The sequence below is a fragment of the Nocardia sp. NPDC058244 genome (genome assembly GCF_042882065.1).
Taxonomy (GTDB): domain Bacteria; phylum Actinomycetota; class Actinomycetes; order Mycobacteriales; family Mycobacteriaceae; genus Nocardia.
In genome coordinates, this window is sequence record NZ_JBHVWX010000010.1 from 84633 (window position 1) to 105753 (window position 21121).

General features: G+C 70.8%; 18 protein-coding genes. 8 read left to right on the forward strand and 10 right to left on the reverse strand.

Annotation, left to right across the window (positions count from 1 at the left end; translation table 11 throughout):
• From zwf to ACFVW6_RS28970, 5 genes are all read left to right on the forward strand, one after another.
• On the forward strand, positions 1–1575 hold the full coding sequence (zwf, locus tag ACFVW6_RS28950; protein WP_378830165.1) for a glucose-6-phosphate dehydrogenase: 1575 nt from the start codon (positions 1–3) through the stop codon (positions 1573–1575).
• Positions 1572–2480 carry a glucose-6-phosphate dehydrogenase assembly protein OpcA gene (opcA, locus tag ACFVW6_RS28955; protein ID WP_378830164.1) on the forward strand — a complete coding sequence of 303 codons (909 nt, stop codon included), beginning with the start codon at positions 1572–1574 and terminating at the stop codon, positions 2478–2480. The genes zwf and opcA overlap by 4 nt, the downstream gene beginning before the upstream one ends.
• Positions 2473–3258 (forward strand): 6-phosphogluconolactonase, encoded by a 786-nt coding sequence (pgl, locus tag ACFVW6_RS28960; protein WP_378830163.1) that lies wholly within the window; start codon positions 2473–2475, stop codon positions 3256–3258. The genes opcA and pgl overlap by 8 nt, the downstream gene beginning before the upstream one ends.
• 122 nt (positions 3259–3380) lie before the next feature.
• Complete coding sequence (locus tag ACFVW6_RS28965; protein WP_378830161.1) at positions 3381–4121, forward strand: PaaI family thioesterase; 741 nt, start codon at positions 3381–3383, stop codon at positions 4119–4121.
• 221 nt (positions 4122–4342) lie between these two features.
• Positions 4343–6499, forward strand: a complete 2157-nt coding sequence (locus ACFVW6_RS28970; protein WP_378830160.1) for a thiamine pyrophosphate-dependent enzyme — start codon at positions 4343–4345, stop codon at positions 6497–6499.
• Between the two features lie 75 nt (positions 6500–6574).
• Here the strand turns inward: ACFVW6_RS28970 and secG are convergent, their stop codons facing one another.
• Together secG and ACFVW6_RS28980 are read right to left on the reverse strand one after the other, a co-directional pair.
• Positions 6575–6808 carry a preprotein translocase subunit SecG gene (gene secG, locus ACFVW6_RS28975; RefSeq protein WP_357345154.1) on the reverse strand — a complete coding sequence of 78 codons (234 nt, stop codon included), beginning with the start codon at positions 6806–6808 and terminating at the stop codon, positions 6575–6577.
• A gap of 34 nt (positions 6809–6842) precedes the next feature.
• Entirely contained in the window at positions 6843–8429 is a 1587-nt protein-coding gene (locus tag ACFVW6_RS28980; RefSeq protein WP_378830512.1) for an MFS transporter, read from the reverse strand.
• Between the two features lie 117 nt (positions 8430–8546).
• On the opposite strand from ACFVW6_RS28980, the gene ACFVW6_RS28985 reads away from it, so the two are divergent.
• On the forward strand, positions 8547–9335 hold the full coding sequence (locus ACFVW6_RS28985; RefSeq protein WP_378830159.1) for an META domain-containing protein: 789 nt from the start codon (positions 8547–8549) through the stop codon (positions 9333–9335).
• Positions 9336–9397: 62 nt separating this feature from the next.
• Here the strand turns inward: ACFVW6_RS28985 and tpiA are convergent, their stop codons facing one another.
• The 7 genes from tpiA to uvrC form a co-directional block, all read right to left on the reverse strand.
• Positions 9398–10183 (reverse strand): triose-phosphate isomerase, encoded by a 786-nt coding sequence (tpiA, locus tag ACFVW6_RS28990; protein ID WP_357345148.1) that lies wholly within the window; start codon positions 10181–10183, stop codon positions 9398–9400.
• Positions 10184–10186: 3 nt separating this feature from the next.
• Positions 10187–11401, reverse strand: a complete 1215-nt coding sequence (locus tag ACFVW6_RS28995; RefSeq protein WP_316575305.1) for a phosphoglycerate kinase — start codon at positions 11399–11401, stop codon at positions 10187–10189.
• 5 nt (positions 11402–11406) lie between these two features.
• Positions 11407–12423: a type I glyceraldehyde-3-phosphate dehydrogenase gene (gene gap, locus ACFVW6_RS29000; RefSeq protein WP_218718252.1), complete on the reverse strand. Its 1017-nt coding sequence runs from the start codon at positions 12421–12423 to the stop codon at positions 11407–11409.
• 202 nt (positions 12424–12625) lie between these two features.
• Positions 12626–13609 carry a DNA-binding protein WhiA gene (gene whiA / locus ACFVW6_RS29005; RefSeq protein ID WP_019047780.1) on the reverse strand — a complete coding sequence of 328 codons (984 nt, stop codon included), beginning with the start codon at positions 13607–13609 and terminating at the stop codon, positions 12626–12628.
• Positions 13600–14646, reverse strand: a complete 1047-nt coding sequence (yvcK, locus tag ACFVW6_RS29010; protein WP_357345143.1) for a uridine diphosphate-N-acetylglucosamine-binding protein YvcK — start codon at positions 14644–14646, stop codon at positions 13600–13602. Before yvcK ends, whiA begins: the two co-directional genes overlap by 10 nt.
• Positions 14643–15599, reverse strand: coding sequence for an RNase adapter RapZ (gene rapZ / locus ACFVW6_RS29015; protein ID WP_357345141.1), 957 nt, complete (start codon positions 15597–15599; stop codon positions 14643–14645). The genes yvcK and rapZ overlap by 4 nt, the downstream gene beginning before the upstream one ends.
• Before the next feature lie 119 nt (positions 15600–15718).
• Positions 15719–17707 (reverse strand): excinuclease ABC subunit UvrC, encoded by a 1989-nt coding sequence (uvrC, locus tag ACFVW6_RS29020; protein ID WP_378830158.1) that lies wholly within the window; start codon positions 17705–17707, stop codon positions 15719–15721.
• A 99-nt stretch (positions 17708–17806) separates the two neighbouring features.
• Here uvrC and ACFVW6_RS29025 point away from each other — a divergent pair, with 99 nt between their 5' ends.
• Positions 17807–18226, forward strand: coding sequence for a hypothetical protein (locus ACFVW6_RS29025; RefSeq protein WP_355281311.1), 420 nt, complete (start codon positions 17807–17809; stop codon positions 18224–18226).
• A gap of 16 nt (positions 18227–18242) precedes the next feature.
• On the opposite strand, the gene ACFVW6_RS29030 is transcribed toward ACFVW6_RS29025, so the two are convergent.
• Positions 18243–18935 (reverse strand): HAD family hydrolase, encoded by a 693-nt coding sequence (locus ACFVW6_RS29030; RefSeq protein ID WP_378830157.1) that lies wholly within the window; start codon positions 18933–18935, stop codon positions 18243–18245.
• Positions 18936–19059: 124 nt separating this feature from the next.
• On the opposite strand from ACFVW6_RS29030, the gene ACFVW6_RS29035 reads away from it, so the two are divergent.
• Positions 19060–21006: a gamma-glutamyltransferase family protein gene (locus ACFVW6_RS29035; protein WP_355281314.1), complete on the forward strand. Its 1947-nt coding sequence runs from the start codon at positions 19060–19062 to the stop codon at positions 21004–21006.
• The last annotated feature ends 115 nt before the right edge of the window (positions 21007–21121 follow it).

A 21121-nucleotide genomic window follows, 5' to 3' on the forward strand; every position in this document is an offset into this window, starting at 1 on the left:
ATGGCCGGCACAGCATCGAGCGATCGGGCGGCGGGGCTGTGGCATAACCCGCTGCGCGACGAACGAGATAAACGGGTTCCCTTCATCGCGGGACCCTGCTGCATGGTGATCTTCGGTGTCACCGGAGATCTGTCCCGCAAGAAGCTGATGCCGGCCATCTACGACCTCGCGAACCAGGGCCTGTTGCCGCCCGGGTTCGCCCTGGTCGGCTTCGCCCGGCGCGACTACGCCCACGAGGACTTCGCCGCCGTCGTCCTCGACGCCGTGAAACAGCACGCGCGCACGCCCTTCCGCCAGGAGGTCTGGGACCACCTGGCGGAGGGCGTGCGTTTCGTCCAGGGCAGTTTCGACGACGACGCCGCCTTCGCGACGCTCGCCGACACCCTGCGCACCCTGGACGCGACCCGCGGCACCGGCGGTAACTACGCCTTCTACCTGTCGATTCCGCCGAACATGTTCCCGGTGGTGCTCGACCAGCTCTCCGAGCACAAGCTCGCCCAGCCCGCCGGGACCGACGCCGACGGCTACCTGCCGTGGCGCCGGGTGGTGATCGAGAAGCCCTTCGGGCACGACCTGGCCAGCGCCAAGGAACTCAACGCGCTGGTCAATCGGGTGTTCCCGGAGGAGCAGGTCTTCCGCATCGATCACTATCTCGGCAAGGAGACGGTGCAGAACATCCTGGCGCTGCGCTTCGCCAACGAGTTGTTCGAGCCGATCTGGAACGCCAACTACGTCGACAGCGTGCAGATCACCATGGCCGAGGACATCGGCCTCGGCGGGCGCGCCGGATACTACGACGGCATCGGCGCCGCCCGCGACGTCATCCAGAACCATCTGCTGCAGCTGCTGGCGCTCACCGCCATGGAGGAACCCACCTCCTTCGAGCCCCAGCAGCTGACCACCGAGAAGATCAAGGCGCTCTCGGCCACCAAACTCGTCGAGCCACTGGACGAGACGACCGCGCGCGGTCAGTACACCGAGGGCTGGCAGGGCAGCGAGCACGTGGTCGGCCTGCACGAGGAAGAGGGCTTCGACCCGCAGTCGCGCACGGAGACCTACGCCGCGATCACCGCGCACGTGGAGAACCGCCGCTGGGCTGGCGTCCCGTTCTACCTGCGCACCGGCAAGCGCCTCGGCCGCCGGGTCACCGAGATCGCGGTGATCTTCAAGCGCGCGCCGCACCTGCCCTTCGACCAGACGATGACCGAGGAGCTCGGCCAGAACGCGCTGGTCATCCGGGTGCAGCCGGACGAAGGCATCACCCTGCGCTTCGGTTCCAAGGTGCCGGGCTCCGGCATGGAAGTGCGCGACGTGAACATGGACTTCAGCTACGGCGAGGCGTTCACCGAGTCCTCGCCCGAGGCCTACGAGCGGCTGATCCTGGACGTGCTGCTCGGCGTGCCCTCGCTGTTCCCGGTGAACGCGGAGGTCGAATTGTCCTGGCGCATCCTCGATCCGGTGCTGGCGCACTGGGCCGCCGACGGCAAACCCGAACCCTACGAGGCGGGCACCTGGGGTCCGGCCTCGGCCGAGGAGATGCTCGCGCGCAGCGGGCGGGAGTGGCGGCGCCCGTGATCGTCGACATGCCCGACACCACCACGGTCGACGTGGCCAAGAAGATGGTGCAGCTGCGCGAGACCAACGGCGTCATCACCCAGGGCCGGGTGCTCACCCTGGTGGTCTGCACCCTGGACTCCTCCGAGGCCGAGGACGCGATCGACGCCGCCAACGACGCCAGCCGCGAACACCCCTGCCGGGTGATCGTGCTGGCCCGCGGTGACCGCGACGCCGACACCCGCCTCGACGCCCAGATCCGGGTCGGCGGCGACGCCGGCGCGGCCGAGGTGATCGTGCTGCGGTTGCAGGGTCCGCTGGTGAACCACGAGAGCAGCGTCGTCACCCCGTTCCTGCTGCCCGACACCCCCGTGGTGGCGTGGTGGCCGCGGGGCGCGCCGGAGTTCCCGTCCATGGACTCGGTGGGCAAGCTGGCCAAGCGCCGGATCACCGACGCCACCTTCGCGCCCGATCCGCAGGCCGCGATCAAGAAGCGGCGCTACTCCTACGCGGTGGGCGACACCGATCTCGCGTGGAGCCGGATCACCTACTGGCGGGCGCTGCTGGCGGCCGCGCTGGACGAGCCACCGTTCGAGCCGGTCACCTCGGTGACCGTGTCGGGCCTGGCCAGTGAGCCCGCGCTGGACACGCTGGCGGGCTGGCTGGCCGCGCGGCTGAACTGCCCCGTCGTCCGCCGGACGGGCGAGCTGAAGGTCGAGCTGCACCGCAGCACGGATTCGATCGCCATCAGCAGGCCGCAACTGGGAAGAACCGCAACGCTGACCCGCACCGGCGAACCCGACCAGCGCATCGCACTGGCGCGCCGGGAAACTCGCGACTGCCTCGCCGAGGAACTGCGCCGGCTCGACGCCGACGAGATCTACGCCGAGGCACTCGCCGGAATCGAGAAGGTGACCTATGAGTGAGCACATCGACGTGCACGACGAACTCGGCGCCGAATTCCCCGCCAACACCGTCGAAGTCCACGACGACCCCGACGGTCTCGCCGATGCCGCGGCCGAACGCTTCGTCGAGGTGATCGTCGCCGCGCAGGCCGAGCGCGGTTCCGCCTCGGTGGTGCTCACCGGCGGCAGCGACGGTATCCGGCTGCTGGAGCGGGTCCGGCGCGACCCGGGCGACATCGACTGGTCGACCCTCTATGTCTACTGGGGCGACGAGCGTTTCGTGCCCGACGGCGACCCGGACCGCAACGAGCTGCAAGCCAGGCAGGCGCTGCTCGATTTCGTTCCGCTGAACCCCGCGCACGTGTTCCCGATCGCGCCGTCCGACGGCACCTACGGCTCCCCGGAGGCCGCGGCCGCCGCCTACGCGCAGATCGTGCACACCGAGCTCGACGAGCGCGGCGAGTTCGACCTGACCGTGCTCGGCATGGGGCCCGAGGGGCACATCAACTCGCTGTTCCCGCATTCCCCGGCGATCCGGGAGACCACGGATTACGTTGTCGCGGTTCATGACTGCCCGAAGCCGCCGCCCACCCGGGTGTCGCTGACGCTGCCCGCCGTGCACCGTTCCCGCCACGTCATGCTGGTGGTCAGCGGCGTCGGCAAGGCCGCCGCGGTCACCGCCGCCGTCAACGGGGCCTCCCCCGACGACGTGCCCTCCGCCGGCGCGGTCGGCATCGAATCGACCACCTGGGTCGTCGACGAGGCCGCCGCCGCGGACCTGCTCCTCGACGAGGAGTAATCGCGTCACCGAAGGGCCGGGTCCGGCGGGACCCGGCCCTTTCGTGTGGACACCCTGTCGGCCTGCGGCGCCGCATCGATATCGTCGGAGGTGTTCGACCGGCCGAAAGGGTGACCACCAGCATGATCCAGACCGAGACGGTGACGATTCCGGCCCATGTGCACGGCTATCCGCGGGTGGCGTTCGGCGGGTACGTCGCAGGCCTGCTGGCGCGCCGCTCCGGCGCCGACACGGTGCGCGTCGATTTCCGCCGCGCGGTCCCGATCGAGACCCCGATCGCGCTGCCCGCGGGCGCACCGGGTCACGCGACCCTGACCGACGCGGACGGCACCGTCCTCGCCACCGCCGCGCCCGCCGACCTCGCCATCACCGCACCGCCCGGCCCGTCCTGGTCCGCGGCCAAGCGGGCGGCCGACGCCGCGCTCGCCAGCCGGCACCGCCCGGTCACCGACTGCTTCGGCTGCGGTGTCGAGTGCTCCCCCGGCCACGGCCTGCGCCTGTTCCCCTGGCCGGTGCCGGACCGGCCGATGGTCGCCGCCGCCTGGACCCCCGATCTGAGCCTGGCCGACGACACCGGCGAACTCCCGCCGGAGATCGTCTGGTCCGCCCTCGACTGCCCCGGCGGCATCGCCGCCTGGACGTTCCAGAAGATGGCCCGCGGCGCGGTCACCGCGGCGCTCACCGCCACCCGCTTCCGTCCGGTCCCGGCCGGCGCGGAGTACATCGCGCACGCCTGGCCGATCCGCGCCGAGGGCCGCAAATACACGGTGGGTGTCGCCCTCGCCACCCGCGACGGCGACCTCTGCGCGCTCGCGGAGGCGCTGTGGGTCGTCCCCCGCGAGCAGACACCACCGGCCGAGTAGCGCGCCGAGCAGGCACGCGCGCCGACCGGGCGGGCATCGCGGTCGCGGGGCCGATCGCGACATCCACCGAGTGTCCGGGCCCGAACGGCCGAGTTCGGCGGCCGGAGCGCCTAGCATCGGAGTCCTGGCAACGCCGGCGAACGGACGTCGACTCGACTCGAGCGAGGAGTGGTGACGATGCGCGATCTGCGAGGAGTGGGTGCGGCCGACGGAGCGCGGCCATGAGCGGGGCGGTCGATCTCGACGCGGCCTTCCGGACGGCGCTCACGGAGCTGACGGTCCCGCCACGCACCGACGGGCCACCCGCGATCGACGGGGCCGTCGGGCTGGAGATCTTCGAATCCCAGGTGACCAGCAGGCATCTCGATCTGACCGCCCGGCGGCTCGGCGCGGCCCGGCAGGGGTACTACAGCATCGGGTCCTCGGGGCACGAGGGAAACGCGGCGGTGGCGGCGGCCCTGCGGGTCGACGATCCGGCCCTGCTGCACTACCGGTCCGGGGCCTTCTTCGTGCAGCGCTGCCGGCGGGTGACCGGCCTCGACCCGATCCGGGACGTGCTGCTCGGCGTCGTCGCGGCGGCCGCCGATCCCATCTCCGGCGGCAGGCACAAGGTGTTCGGCAGCAAGCAGGCCGCGATCATCCCGCAGACCTCGACCATCGCCTCGCACCTGCCCCGCGCGGTCGGCCTGGCCTTCGCCCTGGATCGGGCCGCCCGCCAGGGGGTTCCGTGCCCGTGGCCCGCCGACGCGGTGGTGGTGTGCAGTTTCGGTGACGCCTCGGCCAACCACTCGACCGCGGCGGGGGCGATCAACGCCGCGGTGCACGCCTCACACCAGGGCGTGCCGATGCCGATCGTGTTCGTCTGCGAGGACAACGGGCTGGGCATCAGCGTGCCCACGCCGCCGGACTGGATCGAACGCGACTACGGGCCGCGGCCGGGTCTGACCTACCTCGCCACCGACGGCTGCGACCTGCCCGATGTCCTCGGCGCCGCCGACGACGCGGTGCATCTCGCCCGGACCTGGCGGGTGCCGGTCTTCCTGCACGTACGCACGGTGCGGCTCGGTGGGCACGCGGGCTCCGATGTCGAGGGCGCCTATCGCGGCCCGGCCGAGATCGCCGCCGATCTGGCGCGCGATCCGCTGCTCGGCACCGCCCGCTACCTGCTGTCGGCGGGGATCGCCGACACCGCCGACCTGCTCGCCCGCTACGACCGGATCGGCGGCGCGGTGCGCGACACGGCGGAGAAGGTGGTGCGCGAGCCCCGGCTGAGCTCGGCGGGCGCCGTCACCGCCCCGCTGGCGCCCGCCACCCCGGACGCGGTCCGCGCCGATGTCCTGCGCGACCACGTCGATACCACCGACCAGCCCCCGATGACCGTCGCCCAGGCGATCAACCACACCCTGGGCGACCTGCTCGCCCGCGACCGCGACGTGCTGGTCTTCGGCGAGGACGTCGGCCGCAAGGGCGGGGTCTACGGCGTCACCAAGGGGCTGCGCAAGCGGTTCGGCGCGCGCCGGGTCTTCGACACCCTGCTCGACGAACAGAGCATCCTCGGTACCGCGCTGGGCACCGCGCTCGCCGGCTTCGTGCCGATTCCGGAGATCCAGTATCTGGCCTACGTGCACAATGCCGCCGATCAGATCCGCGGCGAGGCGGCGACGCTGTCGTTCTTCTCCAACGGGCAGTACCGCAATCCGATGGTGGTGCGGATCGCCGGACTCGCGTATCAGAAGGGCTTCGGCGGGCATTTCCACAACGACGACTCCCTGGCGGCCCTGCGGGACATCCCCGGGGTCGTGCTGGCCGTGCCCGCCCGCGCCGACGACGCGGCGGCCATGCTGCGGACGTGTGTGTCCGCCGCCAGGGTCGACGGCCGCGTGTGCCTGTTCGTGGAACCGATCGCCCTGTACCACACCAGGGATCTGCATCCGGGCGACGAATCCTGGCTCGCAGCACCGACGTCCGACCATGTGCCGATCGGCCGCGCCCGCGTCTACGGCGAGGGCACCGACCTCACCCTGGTCACCTTCGGCAACGGCGTACCGATGAGCCTGCGCACCGCCGACCGGCTCGCCACGCAGAACATCCGGGTCCGCGTCGTCGACCTGCGCTGGCTCAATCCGCTCCCGATCGCCGACCTGCTGCACCATGCCGAGGCGAGCGGGCGGGTGCTCGTCGCCGACGAGACCCGCCGCGCGGGCGGGGTGTCGGAGTCGGTGTTCGCGGCACTCGTCGACGCGGGGTTCCAGGGCACGCTCGCCCGCGTCACCAGCGCGGACAGCTTCGTGCCCCTCGGCCCGGCGGCCGACACGGTGCTGCTCGGCGAGGACGCCATCGAGGCGGCCGCGCAGCGGGTGGTGTGGTCGGTGGTCTAGCGACCTCGGCACAGACGAAACCCTGCCGTCACGCGAGGCGTGGCGACAGGGTCGAGCGCGGGAGTTCGGCCGAACTCAGGCGAACTTGATCTCCAGGCCGATGCCGAGGATCGAGATCAGCCAGACGAGGCCGACGAAGATGGTGATGCGGTCGAGGTTCTTCTCGACCACGGTGGAGCCGGACAGGCTCGACTGGACGCCGCCACCGAACAGGCTGGACAAGCCGCCACCCTTGGCGCGGTGCAGCAGCACCAGCAGCACCAACAGGACGCTGGTGATCACAAGGAGGATATCGAGGAACAGCGACATGGCGCCCATCCTATGGGGTCGACGGGCGGCAGGTCTAACCAGGCTCGACCGCGACCAGGTGGGACACCGTTTCCGCCCCGGCCGACCAGCCCGCGACCATCAGCTCGATCTCCTGATCGCGGGCGGTCAACCGGACCTGATGCTGGTGCATGTGCTCGGCCCAGGACCGCACCACGAACGCCTCGACGAACCGGTCGACGGTGCCGACGTCGCGGTAGAGCCGCCACTCCATCGCCCCGGTCCGCTGCCGGGACCGTCCGACCAGCGCCATCGACTCGGTGAACACCGCTACGTCCTCGGGCGGCACGTCGTAGCCGCGCATCACCAGGACCGGGCCGTCCTCCGGGTCGGGCTCGACGACGAGCTGCGGTTCCGGCCAGAACGCCGCCGGGGAGAGATCGATGTCCTCCACGTTGTGCCGGATCGGCCACCACACCGTGCTCACCGCGCAGCAGGCCAGCAGAACCGCCGCGATCAGCAGTGCCGTCACCGCGCCGTACGCGCCCGCGACCAGACCCCACAGCAGCGAGCCGATGGCCTGCCCGCCCATGAAGACCAGCATGTACACCGACAGCCCGCGCGCCCGCACCCACGCGGGCAGCAGCAGCTGCATCGTCGAGTTCAACGTCGACATCGCCAGCAGCCAGGCGAGACCGGCCCCGACCAGCAGGATCAGCACCAGCGGCACGTTCGGTACCAGCGCGGTCGCGACCGCGCCGAGCCCGAACAGCACCGCCGCCAAGGCGAGTCGCTGGGTCGGGGTGAACAGCACCCGCAACCGGGACAGCCCGAGCGCACCGCACACCGCACCCAACCCGAGCGCGCCGAGCAGCAGGCCGTAGCCGTCGGAGGCCAGGCCGAGCCGGTCGTGCGCGATCACCGGCAGCAGCGACCACACCGCGCTCGCCGGCGCGATGAACAGGATCGCGCGGAACAGCACCCGCCGGATCGCGGGCGCCGCGCGGATGAACCGGGTGCCCGCCTGGAGCGCCGCGAGCGGGCGTTCGCTGGGCAGCGTGCGCGGCCGGGTCGGCCACTTGGACACCAGCAGCACCGCGACGATCCCGACGAACGACAGGGTGTTGAACCCGAAGACCACCGTCGGCCCGGCGATCGACACGATCACACCGGCGACCGCGGGCCCCACCGCGCGACCGATATTGATGCTCATACTGCCCAGCGCGGCCGCGGAGGTGATCTGGTCACGCGGCACCAGCTCGGGCTGGATCGCCTGCCACGCGGGCGCGGTGAGCGCCTGTCCGCAGCCGAGCAGGAACAGCAGGGTCAGCAGGACCGCGGGAGTCGTGTGCCCGGTCGCGGTGAACACGGTGAGGGTGAGCGAGGCCAGCGCCATCCCGGTCTGCGCGCCGATCAGCAACCTGCGCCGGTCGACCAGGTCGGCCAGCACACCGGACGGGATCGACAGCAGCATCACCGGCAGGGCCAGCGCGGTCTGCACGAACGACACCAGCGCCGCCGCGTTCGGCGCGTCGACCAGGATCCACTGCGCGCCGACGGTCTGCATCCAGGTGCCCAGATTCGAGACCAGCTGCGCGATCCACAGCGCCCGGTACACCGGCGACCGCAACGGCGCCCACGTCGACACCGGTTCCGCCGTCACGCTGCTCACCCGCCGAGCATATCCCTGGCGAACGGCCGGGGACGGGCGCGCAACGGCGCGCGACCCGGTGCGCTCGGGCAACGGATTCACCGCACCGCGAGCCGTACGATGGGCGACATGTCGGCAACACTGATCCGTCTCGCCGCGCTCTGTGTGCTCGCCACCGCCGCGGCCACGGCCTGCTCCTCCTCGGACGAACCGAAGGCCCCCGACGACTCGGCGACCCCGATGGGCCACACCTACATCTCCACCGAGGTCGACGGCGACAGCATCCCCGGCGGCGGACCGATGACGCTGACCTTCGCCGACGGCCGCATCTCGGCGAACTCGGGCTGCAACACCAGCAGCGGCACCGTCGACCTGAGCAACCACATCCTGCACACCTCCCCGCTGGCGGGCACCCTGATGGCGTGCACCGGTGACCGCGGCCGCGCGGACGCCTGGCAGAACACCTTCCTGGAGTCCGACCCCACCTGGCGCCTCGACGGCGACAAGCTGACGCTGACCGGCAAGACGGTCACCGTCCACCTCACCGACAAGAAGATCGTCACCCCGGACAAGCCGCTGCTCGGCACCACCTGGGTGGTCACCACCCTGCTCACCCCGCAGGGGCAGGTCCGCTCCACCACCCTGGACGAGGTGAGCCCGAACCTGACGATCAGCGAGGGCGGCACGGTCAACGGGATGGCCGGCTGCAACCGGATGACCGGCACGGCGGGCATCGGCCCCGGCGACGCGGTGAACTTCGCCGTCGCCACCACCAAGATGATGTGCGCGCCGGAGGTCATGGAGGTCGAGAACAGCGTGTTGACCGCCCTGGACGGCCGCACCACGGCCACCATCGACGGCGACACCCTCACCCTGCGCAACGACAACGGCAGCGGCCTGGTCCTGCACGCGCAGTAGCACCGAACGCCGAAGGGCCGGAAACCAGTGCGGTTTCCGGCCCTTCGTCGCTGTCTACCCGATCAGGGCAGCGGTCCACCCGCGGCGATCGCCGACAGGGTGGCGAACTCGTCCGCCTTGAGCGAAGCACCGCCGACCAGAGCGCCGTCGATGTCGGGCTGACCGACCAGCTCGCCGACGTTCTTGGCGTTGACCGAACCGCCGTAGAGCACGCGGACACCCGCGGCGACCTCCGGCGAGGCCAGCTCGGCCAGCTCGGCCCGGATCGCGCCACAGACTTCCTGCGCGTCCGCCGCCGAGGCGACCTTGCCCGTGCCGATCGCCCAGACCGGCTCGTAGGCGATGACCACCTGCGAGATCTGCTCGGCCGTCAGGCCCTTCAGCGAACCACGCAGCTGCTCGAGGTTGTACTCGACGTGCGTGCCCGCCTCGCGGACGCCCAGACCCTCACCGATGCAGACGATCGGGGTGATCTCGTTCTTCAGCGCCTGCTTGGCCTTGGCCAGCACGGTGGCGTCGTCCTCGTTGTGGTACTGACGGCGCTCCGAGTGCCCGACCACCGCGAAGGTGCAGCCCAGCTTGGCCAGCATCGACCCGCTGACCTCGCCGGTGTAGGCACCGGAATCGTGCACCGACACGTCCTGCGCACCGTAGGTGAGCAGGAGCTTGTCGCCCTCGACCACCGACTGCACGCTGCGCAGGTCGGTGAACGGCGGGATCACCGACACGTCGACCTTGGCGAAGTACTTCTCCGGCAGCGCGAAGGCCACCTTCTGCACCAGTGCGATGGCCTCGAGGTGGTTGAGGTTCATCTTCCAGTTGCCCGCGATGAGCGGTTTCCGTGCCATCGCTCAGCCCTCCAGCACCGAAATACCGGGCAGCTCTTTGCCTTCCAGGTATTCCAGGGACGCGCCACCACCGGTGGAGATGTGCGAGAAACCGTCGTCGGGCAGGCCGAGCGTGCGCACGGCGGCCGCCGAGTCGCCGCCGCCGACCACAGTGAACGCGCCCTTGCCGGTCGCGGTCACGATGGCCTCGGCCACCCCGCGGGTGCCCGCGGCGAACTTCTCGAACTCGAACACGCCCATCGGGCCGTTCCAGAACACCGTCTTCGCCTCGGTCAGCAGCGCGGCGAACCGGGCCACCGACTCGGGGCCGATGTCCAGGCCCATCCAGCCGTCGGGGATCTCGGTCGAGGCGACCGTCTTCGCGTCGGCGTCGGCGGCGAACTTGTCGGCCGCGACGATGTCGACCGGCAGGTGCAGCACGTCGCCGAAGCGCTCGAGCAGATCCTTGCAGGTGTCGATCATCTCTTCCTGCAGCAGCGAGGTGCCCACCGAAAGGCCCTGTGCGGCAAGGAAGGTGAAGCACATACCGCCGCCGATCACCAGGGTGTCGACCTTGGGGGCCAGCGCCTCGATGACCGCGAGCTTGTCGGAGACCTTGGAGCCGCCGAGCACCACCGCGTACGGGCGGGCCGGGTCCTGGGTGAGCTTCTGGAGCACCTCGACCTCGGCCGCCACCAGCGTGCCCGCGTAGTGCGGCAGCTGCTGGGCGACGTCGTAGACCGAGGCCTGCTTGCGGTGCACCACGCCGAAACCGTCGGAGACGAACGCGCCGTCGTCGCCGACCAGCTCGACGTAGGCCGCCGCCAGCTTCGCCCGCTCGGCGTCGTCCTTGCTGGTCTCGCGCGCGTCGAAACGCACGTTCTCCAGCAGCAGCACGTCGCCGTCGGTGAGGCCTTCGGACCGCGAGAGGGCGTCGTAGCCCACCACGTCACCGGCCAGCTGGACATTGCGGCCCAGCAGCTCGGCCAGCTTCACGGCCACCGGCGCCAGCGAGTACTTGGCGTCCGGCTCGCCCTTGGGGCGGCCCAGGTGCGCCATCACGACCACCTTGGCGCCGGCCTCGACCAGCGCCTGGATGGTCGGCACCGAGGCGATGATGCGGCCCGGGTCGGTGATCTGACCGTTGTCGTCGAGGGGGACGTTCAGGTCGGAGCGCACGAGCACGCCCCGGCCTTCGACGCCCTCGGCCAGGAGATCCTGCAGTGTCTGAACAGTCATCGCGGTCAGAGCGACTTGCCGACGAGGCCGATGAGGTCGGCGAGGCGGTTGGAGTAGCCCCACTCGTTGTCGTACCAGGACACGACCTTGACCTCGTTGCCGATGACCTTGGTCAGCGGGGCGTCGTAGATCGAGGAGTGCGGGTCGGTGACGATGTCGCTCGACACGATCGGGTCCACGTTGTACTTGAGGATGCCCTGCAGCGGGCCCTCGGCGGCGGCCTTCATCGCGGCGTTGATCTCGTCGATGGTGGCCGGCTTGGCCAGGGTCGCGGTGAGGTCGGTGACCGAGCCCGTCGGGACCGGAACGCGCAGCGCGTAGCCGTCCAGCTTGCCCTGCAGCTCGGGGAGCACCAGGCCGATGGCCTTGGCGGCGCCGGTGCCGGTGGGCACGATGTTCAGGGCAGCGGCGCGGGCGCGACGCAGGTCCTTGTGCGGCGCGTCCTGCAGGTTCTGGTCCTGGGTGTACGCGTGGATGGTGGTCATCAGGCCCTGGACGATGCCGAACTCGTCGTTGAGGACCTTGGCGATCGGGCCGAGGCAGTTGGTGGTGCACGAGGCGTTGGAGATGATGTTCTGGCTGCCGTCGTACTTGTCGTCGTTGACGCCCATCACGATGGTGATGTCCTCGCCGGAGGCCGGCGCGGAGATGATGACCTTCTTGGCGCCCGCGGACAGGTGGCCCTTGGCCTTGGCGGCGTCGGTGAAGATGCCGGTGGACTCCACGACGATGTCGACGCCCAGGTCGCCCCACGGCAGCGCCGACGGGCCTTCCTTGATCGCCAGCGCCTTGATGCGCTGCTCGCCCACGACGATGACGTCACCGTCGACGGAGACGTCCTGCGGCAGCCGACCCAGGATCGAGTCGTACTTCAGCAGGGTCGCCAGGGTGTTGATGTCGGTGAGGTCGTTGACCGCGACGATCTCGATATCGGTCTTGCCGACAGCCTTCAGCGCCTCCACCGCACGGAAGAAGTTACGTCCGATACGACCGAAGCCGTTGATACCTACCCGGACAGTCACGTTATCGCTCCTCAGCTTTCAAGCGGATTCATTCCGACGGGAACCACAGTAGTAGCCGTCACCTGCTTCACGACAGCCACCTGTGATTTGTGAGGTTCCCGGCCCCCTGCCTGCGGGAACCACAGAATAAAGGGCAGAGCGATCATGCATGACCGCTCTGCCCTAAACGTCGGATTCGCCACAGCGCGCGGCGAATGCCGCGCTACGCGTCGTCGAGCAGCTCCGCCGTCACCGCCGACTCGGTGTCGGGAATGCCCAGGTCCTTGGCCCGCCGGTCGGCCATCGACAGCAGGCGCCGGATCCGGCCCGCCACCGCGTCTTTCGTCATCGGCGGCTCGGCCAGCTGACCCAGCTCCTCGAGCGAGGCCTGCCGGTGCTGGACCCGCAGCCTGCCCGCGGCGGCCAGATGGTCGGGCACGTCGTCGGCGAGGATCTCCAGGGCCCGCTCCACGCGCGCGGCCGCGGCCACGGCCGCCCTGGCCGAACGCCGCAGGTTGGCGTCGTCGAAATTGGCGAGCCGGTTCGCGGTGGCCCGCACCTCGCGACGCATCCGGCGCTCTTCCCAGGTGAGCCGGGTGTCCTGCGCGCCCATCCGGGTGAGCAGGGCTCCGATCGCCTCCCCGTCGCGCACCACGACCCGGTCGGTGCCACGCACCTCACGGGCCTTGGCGGTGATCCCGAGCCGCCGGGCGGCACCGACCAGCGCCAGCGCGGCCTCCGGCCCGGGGCAGCTCACCTCGAGCGCCGAGGACCGCCCCGGCTCGGTCAGCGAACCGTGCGCGAGAAACGCTCCACGCCAGGCCGCTTCGGCGTCGCCGATGCTGCCGCCGACCACCTGGGCGGGCAGGCCGCGGACCGGACGTCCGCGCACGTCGAGCAAACCGGTCTGGCGAGCCAGCGCCTCGCCCTCCTTCGACACCCGCACCACGTAGCGGGAGGTCTTGCGCAACCCGCCCGCACCGAGCACGTGCACGTCGGAGCCGTACCCGTAGAGCTCGAAGATCTCCCGGCGCAGTCGTCGCGCGATGGACCCCATGTCCACCTCGGCCTCGACGATCACCCGGCCCCCGACGATGTGCAGACCACCCGCAAACCGCAGCAGGGCCGACAATTCCGCCTTGCGCGAGCTGACCTGCGACACCACGAGCCTGCTCAGCTCGTCCTTCACCTCGGCTGTCATCGCCACGAGACGCGCTCCTTTCCCACCGACCCGGAACGCACATCCGATCCCGTGTGCCGTCCCTCGACTCGAAGCCCTGCCAGTTGCGGCCGCGGCGCCCGGATCAGCTGATCCAGTGCGGCGGCAAGTTTTCCGGGATGATGCCGATCCGTTCCCGGCTCGGCGACATCGCTGAACGTTACCCGTGCACGCAACTGTTCGGCGGCTCTTGCCACATGTTCCCGTTGCCGCCCCTCGGGCACCGACGCCGAGTCGACGAGCACGTCGTCGACCGCGAAATCCGGTGCGTGCTGGGACAATACATGCAGATGACGTTCGGCGGAAAAGCCGGCCGTCTCCCCCGGCTCGGCGGCCAGGTTCAACACGAGCACCTTGCGCGCCCTGGTGTGCACCAGCGCGTCGTGCAGTTGCGGCACCAGCACATGCGGGATGACGCTGGTGAACCACGAACCCGGGCCCAGCACAACGACATCCGCGTGCTCGATGGCCGAGGTGGCCTCGGGGCTGGCAGGCGGATCGGACGGAATCAGCCGCACCCGCCGGACCTTACCCGGCGTGGTCGCCACCGCAACCTGACCGCGCACACTGCGCCCGATCCGCGGATCCGACTCCAGGCCCGACACTTCGGCCTCGATGTCGAGCGGGACCGGCGACATCGGCAGCACCCGGCCGGTGATCCGCAGCAGTCTGCCCACCTCGTCGAGCGCGGCCACCGGATCACCGAGGACATCGGTGAGGCCGGCCAGGATCAGATTGCCCACCGAGTGACCGGCCAGCGCCCCGGTGCCACCGAAGCGGTGCTGCACCGTCGTGGTCCACACGCCGTCGGCGTCCTCCGACAGCGCGGCCAGCGCCATCCGCAGGTCACCCGGCGGCAGCATGCCCAGCTCACCGCGCAACCGGCCCGAGGACCCGCCGTCGTCGGCGACCGTCACGACCGCGGTGATCCGCCTGGTCAGCCTGCGTACCGCCGTCAGGGTCGCGTAGAGCCCGTGTCCGCCGCCCAGCGCGACGACGGCTGGGTCGGCTTCCCATCCACTCATTCGCGCCCCAGATCCCGGTGCACGACGCGGACGACGTCCACGGCCGCGTGCCCGGTATCGGCGCCGATGCGCTCACCGAGCGCCTCGGCGATCGCGACGCTGCGATGTTTGCCGCCGGTGCACCCCACTGCCACCGTCATGTATCGCTTCCCCTCTTGCCGGTATCCGGTCGTGGTCAGGTCGACGAGATGGTGGCAGGTCTGCAGGTAGTCCTGCGCGCCGGGCCTCGACAACACGTAGTCGCTGACCACCGACTCCTGCCCCGTGTGTTCCCGCAGCTCGGGAATCCAGTGCGGGTTGGGCAGGAATCGAACATCCAACACCATGTCGGCGTCGAGTGGAACACCGTACTTGAACCCGAACGACTGCACGGTCAGTTGCAGCGCGGCGGGCGCGCCCGCGCCGTAGACCTCCTCCAGCTTGCGGTGCAGCTGGTGGATCGACAGCTCGGTGGTGTCGATGACGACATCGGCGGCCGCCTTCACCGCCGCGAGCCGGACCCGCTCGGCGGTCAGGCCGGCCGAGAGCGTGCCGTCGGGGCTGTCGCTCTGCAGCGGGTGCCTGCGCCGGGCGAAACCGAAGCGCCGGATCAGCACGTCGTCGGAGGCCTCGAGGAACAGCACTCTTGTCCGGATGCCCGCCGAGCGCAGGTGCTCGGTGACGCCGGAGAGGTCACCGGTGAAGAAGCGGCTGCGCACGTCCATGACCAGCGCCAGGCGCCGGACCGGTGGTTCGGCCGCGGCGCCGAGCTCGATCATCCGCCCGATCAGTTCGGGCGGCAGGTTGTCGGTGACGTACCAGCCGAGATCCTCCAATACGCGCGCGGCGGTGCCGCGGCCCGCGCCGGACAAGCCGGTCACGATGACCACTTCTACTGGTTGCTGTGGATCGGGGACCGCCCCGGCCTGTCCGGGTACCGCCCCCGCATTGTTGTTCGATTCGACGCGTGTCATGTCCTACCGGATCCGTTTCTGGGTGCCTTTCGATCATCCCGCACCGGTTCGGGTATCGGGCGCAGACACACAACGTACGGCACTCGCAATGTTGCGTCCTGCGATCCGCCCGTCCCGCGCTACGGGCTGTTCAGTGCTTCCAGCACTGCTTTCGCCGTGGAGACGCCGATGCCGGGCACCGATGTGATCTCGTCGACAGTCGCGTCCTTTATCCGGGCCACCGAGCCGAAGTGGGTGACCAGCGCGGTGCGCCTCGCCTCGCCGAGCCCCTTCACCGAGTCGAGCGCCGACGCCGTCATCCGGCGCGAGCGCTTGCTGCGGTGGAAGGTGATCGCGAAGCGGTGCGCCTCGTCGCGCACGCGTTGCAGCAGGTAGAGCGCTTCGCTGTTGCGCGGCATGATCACCGGGTCGGGTTCGCCAGGCACCCACACCTCCTCCAGCCGCTTGGCCAGGCCGATCACCGCGACATCGGTGATGCCGAGCTCGTCGAGCACCTCGGCGGCCGCGGCGACCTGCGGCGCGCCGCCGTCGACGACGTAGAGGTTGGGCGGGTAGGCGAAGCGGCGCGGCTTGCCGGTGGTCGGGTCCACCCCGGGACGCGAGGTCGGCTCGTCGGCCTCGTCGGTCTCCACGTCGACGACCTGTTGCCGGTCGCGGGCAAGGCGCGCGAAGCGGCGGCGGGTCACCTCGGCGATGCTGCCGACGTCGTCGGAGCGGCCGTCGCCCGCCGCCTCCTTGATCGCGTAGTGCCGGTAGTCGGACTTGCGGGCCAGGCCGTCCTCGAAGACCACCAGCGAGGCGACCACATCGGTGCCCTGGACATGGCTGATGTCGACGCACTCGATCCGCAGCGGCGCGCTGTCGAGATCGAGGAAGTCCTGGATGTCCTGCAGGGCTTGGGATCTGGAGGTCAGATCGCCGGCGCGCTTGAGTTTGTGCTGGGCCAGGGCCTCGCCCGCGTTGCGCTGCACCGTCTCGGCCAGCGCCTTCTTGTCGCCGCGCTGCGGGATGCGCAGCGAGACCGCCGAGCCGCGCAGCCTGCTCAGCCAGTCCTGGATCTCGGTGGCGTCGGCGGGCAGTTCGGGGACCAGCACCTCGCGCGGAACGACCACCACGTCCCGGTCGGCGTTCTGCTCGGCCATCGCGGCCTGCTCGCCGTAGAACTGGGTGAGGAACTGCTCGACCAGCGCCGCGAGTTCGGTGCCGGATTCGGCGACGTCGAGCGCGTCACCGGACTTGTCGACCACCCAGCCGCGCTGGCCGCGCACCCGCCCGTCGCGGACGTGGAAGATCTGGACGGCGGCTTCGAGTTCGTCGGTGGCGAAGGCGATCACGTCGGCGTCGGTGCCGCTGCCGAGCACGACCGCCTGCTTCTCCAGCGCCCGGCGCAGTGCCTGGACGTCGTCGCGCAGGCGAGCGGCGGTCTCGAAGTCGAGATCGTCGGCGGCCTCGTGCATGCGCCGTTCCAGCGCGCGCACCATCTTGTCGGTCCGGCCGGAGAGGAAGTCGCAGAAGTCGTCGACGATCTGGCGGTGCTCGCCCGCGGTGACCCGGCCGACGCACGGCGCCGAGCACTTGTCGATGTAGCCGAGCAGGCAGGGCCGCCCGATCTGGTTGTGCCGCTTGAAGACTCCGTTGGAGCAGGTGCGCGCGGGGAACACCCGCAGCAGCAGGTCGAGGGTCTCGCGGATCGCCCAGGCGTGCGCGTAGGGACCGAAGTAGCGGACGCCCTTCTTGCGCGCGCCGCGGTAGACGAACAGCCGCGGGTACTCCTCGTTCAGCGTCACCGCCAGCACCGGGTAGGTCTTGTCGTCGCGGTAGCGGACGTTGAACCGCGGATCGAATTCCTTGATCCAGTTGTATTCGAGCTGCAGCGCCTCGACCTCGGTGGACACCACGGTCCACTCGACGCTCGCGGCCGTGGTCACCATCTGCCTGGTCCGCGGGTGCAGCGAGTACACGTCGGCGAAGTACGAGTTCAACCGGCTGCGCAGGCTCTTGGCCTTGCCGACGTAGACGACCCGCCCGTGCGCGTCCCGGAACTTGTACACACCGGGTTCGACGGGAATGGTGCCCGGCGCCGGCCGGTACGTCGCGGGATCTGCCACCCATCCAGCCTAGCGAGCGCGTCCGACAGACCCACACCGCCGACCGGGTGCCGCGGCGGTGCGCCGAGCCGGGAAACCCACCTGTGTAGCGTGGTCGGCGTGACGAACGCGCCCACCGCCCCCGCCCCCGCCGACGACGACCTGTTCGACGAGGCGACGCCGGCGGGCGTGATGCCGGGCAGTGTGCGCGGTGCCCGGTTGATCGCCGCCGTCGCGGCGCTGGTCGGCGTCGTGCTGATCGTGATCACCGTCGCGCTCGGGACGAACGGCTCGCTCGCCACCCTGCTGGCGGGCTACCTGCCGACCTTCGCGCTGGTGCCGCTGATCGTGCTGTTCGGCCGGGGCGGCGAGCTGATCAGGAAGGCCGCGGTCGGCGTCGCCGGAATCGCGGGCCTGGTCTCGTGCACCGGGATCCTCACCGGACTGCCCCCCGGCGCGGTCGGCATCGTCGCCAACGGGGCGATCGTCGCCCTGCTGCTGCGCCCCACCGCCCTCGCCTGGTTCACCCGCGAGCGCTGAGCCAGTTCCGCGTCGGTCAGGCGCCGAGCCGGACGCCGTGCGCGCCGAGTGCCTCGATCAGGGCGCGCGGGCGCTCGGCCGTCGGCAGCGGCTCGACGAGGGCGAACCGGGCGCCGAGCGCGGCGGCGCCGCCGTCGGCCTCGGCACTGTCGCCGATCATCAGCACCCGTTCCGGCTCGACGCCGAGGCGGTCGGTGGCATCGCGGAAGATCGCGGCGTCCGGCTTGACGGCGCCGATCTCGTAGGACAGGGTCATCGCGCCGACCAGGCCGTCCCAGCCGTGTTTCGCGAAGGCGGGGCGGATGTCGAAGGCGATATTGCTGACGATGCCGATCGGAATGCCCTGGGCGGACAGGGCTTCCAGCACGGTGCCGGTATCGGGGTAGGGGGTCCAGGCCAGCGGGTCGATGAGGCGGTCGTAGAGGCGCGCGGCGTGGGTGCCGGGGACGCCGGTGCCGCGCAGCACCTCGAGGTAGGCGTGCCGGTGCAGGGCCGGGTCGAGATCGCGGTGGTCCCAGGCGTGCTGGCCCGCCGCGTCGAAGGTCATGAACTGTTCGACGGGGGCCGTCATCCGGCGCAGCACTTCGGCTTTCGCCGCGACGTCGAACGGGGTGCCGTCGTCGCCGACCAGTTCGTCGGCCCAGGTCCGGTCGTCCTCGAGCCGGAAGACCGTGCCGGAGAAGTCGAACAGCACCGCGTCGATATCCATGTCGCCAGGGTAGCGAGGCCGCGGCCGGTCGCCGGGGGAAAACTGGTTCGTCTACCGAACATTCGCGCGGCCGTCACCGAGAAATAATCGGCGGGGCCGGGCCGCGCGGGGTTACGCTGCCAGGATGACGCCAAGGCGACAGACGTGGATCGGGGCTGCGGCGGCCGGAGTCCTCACGGTGGGTCTGCTGACGGGCTGCTCGTCCGGCGACACCGCGGCGGCCGAGTGCACGAGCACACCGAACGGCACGCCCGTCTCGGCCGCTCCGGCGACGAACGCCCCGACCTCGCAGAACCTCAGCACCAACCCGGAGATCGCGTCGGGCTACCGCGCGGACATGACCGCGGTGCGCACCCGCACCTACGCGGTCTCCACCGCGAACCCGCTGGCCACCGAGGCCGCGTGCCGGGTGCTCCGGGCCGGCGGCACGGCCGCCGACGCGCTGGTCACCGCGCAGGCGGTGCTCGGGCTGGTCGAACCGCAGGCCTCCGGCATCGGCGGTGGCGCCTTCCTGGTGCACTACGACGCGAAGTCGCGCACCGTCGAGACCTATGACGGCCGCGAGACCGCGCCCGCCGCGGCGACCGAGAACTACCTGCGCTGGGTCAGCGACACCGACCGCACCGAACCCGCTCCGAACACCCGCGCCAGCGGTCGCTCCATCGGTGTGCCCGGCGTGCTGCGGCTGCTCGAGCTCGCCCATCGCGAGCACGGGCTGACCGCGTGGAAGGAACTGTTCGATCCCGCGATCGGCCTGGCCGACAGCGGCTTCGAGATCAGTCCCCGGCTGGCGGGCCAGATCGCCGAGTCGGCCAAGGACCTGGCGGCCGACGAGGGTGCCCGCGGGTATTTCCTCGAAGCCGACGGCTCCCCCAAGAAGTCCGGCACGGTGCTGACCAATCCGGCCCTGTCCAAGACGCTGTCGGCGATCGCGGGCGACGGCGCGCAGGCGTTCTACAGCGGCGCCATCGCCCAGGACATCGTCGAGGCGGCGGGCAGCACCGCGGGCGGGCGCACGCCCAGCCTGCTGACCACCAGCGATCTGGCCGGCTACCAGGCCAAGAAGCGCACCGCGCTGTGCACCGGCTACCGCAAGTTCGAGCTGTGCGGCATGCCGGCGCCGTCCTCGGGCGGCAGCACGGTGGCCGCGACGCTCGGCATCCTGGCCAACTTCGACATCCCGTCGCTGCGTCCGCAGGACCTCGACGCCAACGGCGGGCGGCCCGACGCCCAGGCCGTGCACCTGATCTCCGAGGCCGAGCGGCTCGCCTACGCCGATCGCAACAAGTACGTCGCCGACCCGGATTTCGTTCCGCTGCCCGGCAATTCGGTGCTGTCGCTGGTGCACCCGCAGTACCTCAAGCAGCGGTCGACGCTGATCGACCCGCAGCGCAGCATGGGCACCGCCAAGCCGGGCGATCTCGGTCCGGTCCCGCTGGGCAACGGCCCGCAGCCGCCCGAGCACGGCACCAGCCACATCTCCGTCGTCGACAAGTACGGCAACGCCGCCGCCATGACCACCACGGTCGAGTCGGCCTTCGGGTCGTTCCACTTCGTCGACGGCTTCGTGCTCAACAACCAGCTCACCGACTTCGCCGCCGACCCGCTCGACCCGGACGGCACCCCGGTCGCTAATCGGCTGCAGCCGGGCAAGCGCCCGCGCAGCTCCATGGCCCCCACCCTGGTCTTCGACCGCGACGACGCGGGCAACCGCGGCGACCTCGCCCTCGTCACCGGCTCCCCCGGCGGCTCGGTGATCATCCAGTTCGTGGTGAAGACCCTGATCAACACCCTGGACTGGGGCCTGGACCCGCAGCAGGCGGTCTCCGGCGTCTCCTTCGGCGCCGGCAACACCCCGGTCACCGGCGTCGGCGGCGAACACCCCGACATCGACGCCACCGACAACGGCGACCACGATCCCCTCGTCCAGCGCCTGCGCCAGATGGGCCACCAGGTCTCGGTGGCCCCGCAATCGAGCGGCCTGAGCGCCCTGCAACGCGACGGCAAGGACGGCTGGATCGGCGGCGCCGACCCCCGCCGCGAAGGCGCCGTCCTCGGCGACACCCGCTAGCGTTCCTCGGCATGAACGGCCTCGGCCGCGGTTCGGTGGACGTGGTCGCCATGACCTCGGCGGCCGGCGCCACCCGGTACGCCGAGCTCGCCGTCGCCGAGGGCGAGTCCTGGAC

Bases quoted from the DNA above. Each gene is read 5' to 3' on its own strand.
- zwf (WP_378830165.1), top strand. From the start codon at position 1: ATGGCCGGCACAGCATCGAGCGATCGGGCGGCGGGGCTGTGGCATAAC.
- pgl (WP_378830163.1), top strand. From the start codon at position 2,473: ATGAGTGAGCACATCGACGTGCACGACGAACTCGGCGCCGAATTCCCC.
- ACFVW6_RS28965 (WP_378830161.1), top strand. From the start codon at position 3,381: ATGATCCAGACCGAGACGGTGACGATTCCGGCCCATGTGCACGGCTAT.
- ACFVW6_RS28970 (WP_378830160.1), top strand. From the start codon at position 4,343: ATGAGCGGGGCGGTCGATCTCGACGCGGCCTTCCGGACGGCGCTCACG.
- secG (WP_357345154.1), bottom strand. From the start codon at position 6,808: ATGTCGCTGTTCCTCGATATCCTCCTTGTGATCACCAGCGTCCTGTTG.
- ACFVW6_RS28985 (WP_378830159.1), top strand. From the start codon at position 8,547: ATGTCGGCAACACTGATCCGTCTCGCCGCGCTCTGTGTGCTCGCCACC.
- tpiA (WP_357345148.1), bottom strand. From the start codon at position 10,183: ATGGCACGGAAACCGCTCATCGCGGGCAACTGGAAGATGAACCTCAAC.
- ACFVW6_RS28995 (WP_316575305.1), bottom strand. From the start codon at position 11,401: ATGACTGTTCAGACACTGCAGGATCTCCTGGCCGAGGGCGTCGAAGGC.
- yvcK (WP_357345143.1), bottom strand. From the start codon at position 14,646: ATGAGTGGATGGGAAGCCGACCCAGCCGTCGTCGCGCTGGGCGGCGGA.
- rapZ (WP_357345141.1), bottom strand. From the start codon at position 15,599: ATGACACGCGTCGAATCGAACAACAATGCGGGGGCGGTACCCGGACAG.
- ACFVW6_RS29030 (WP_378830157.1), bottom strand. From the start codon at position 18,935: ATGGATATCGACGCGGTGCTGTTCGACTTCTCCGGCACGGTCTTCCGG.
- ACFVW6_RS29035 (WP_355281314.1), top strand. From the start codon at position 19,060: ATGACGCCAAGGCGACAGACGTGGATCGGGGCTGCGGCGGCCGGAGTC.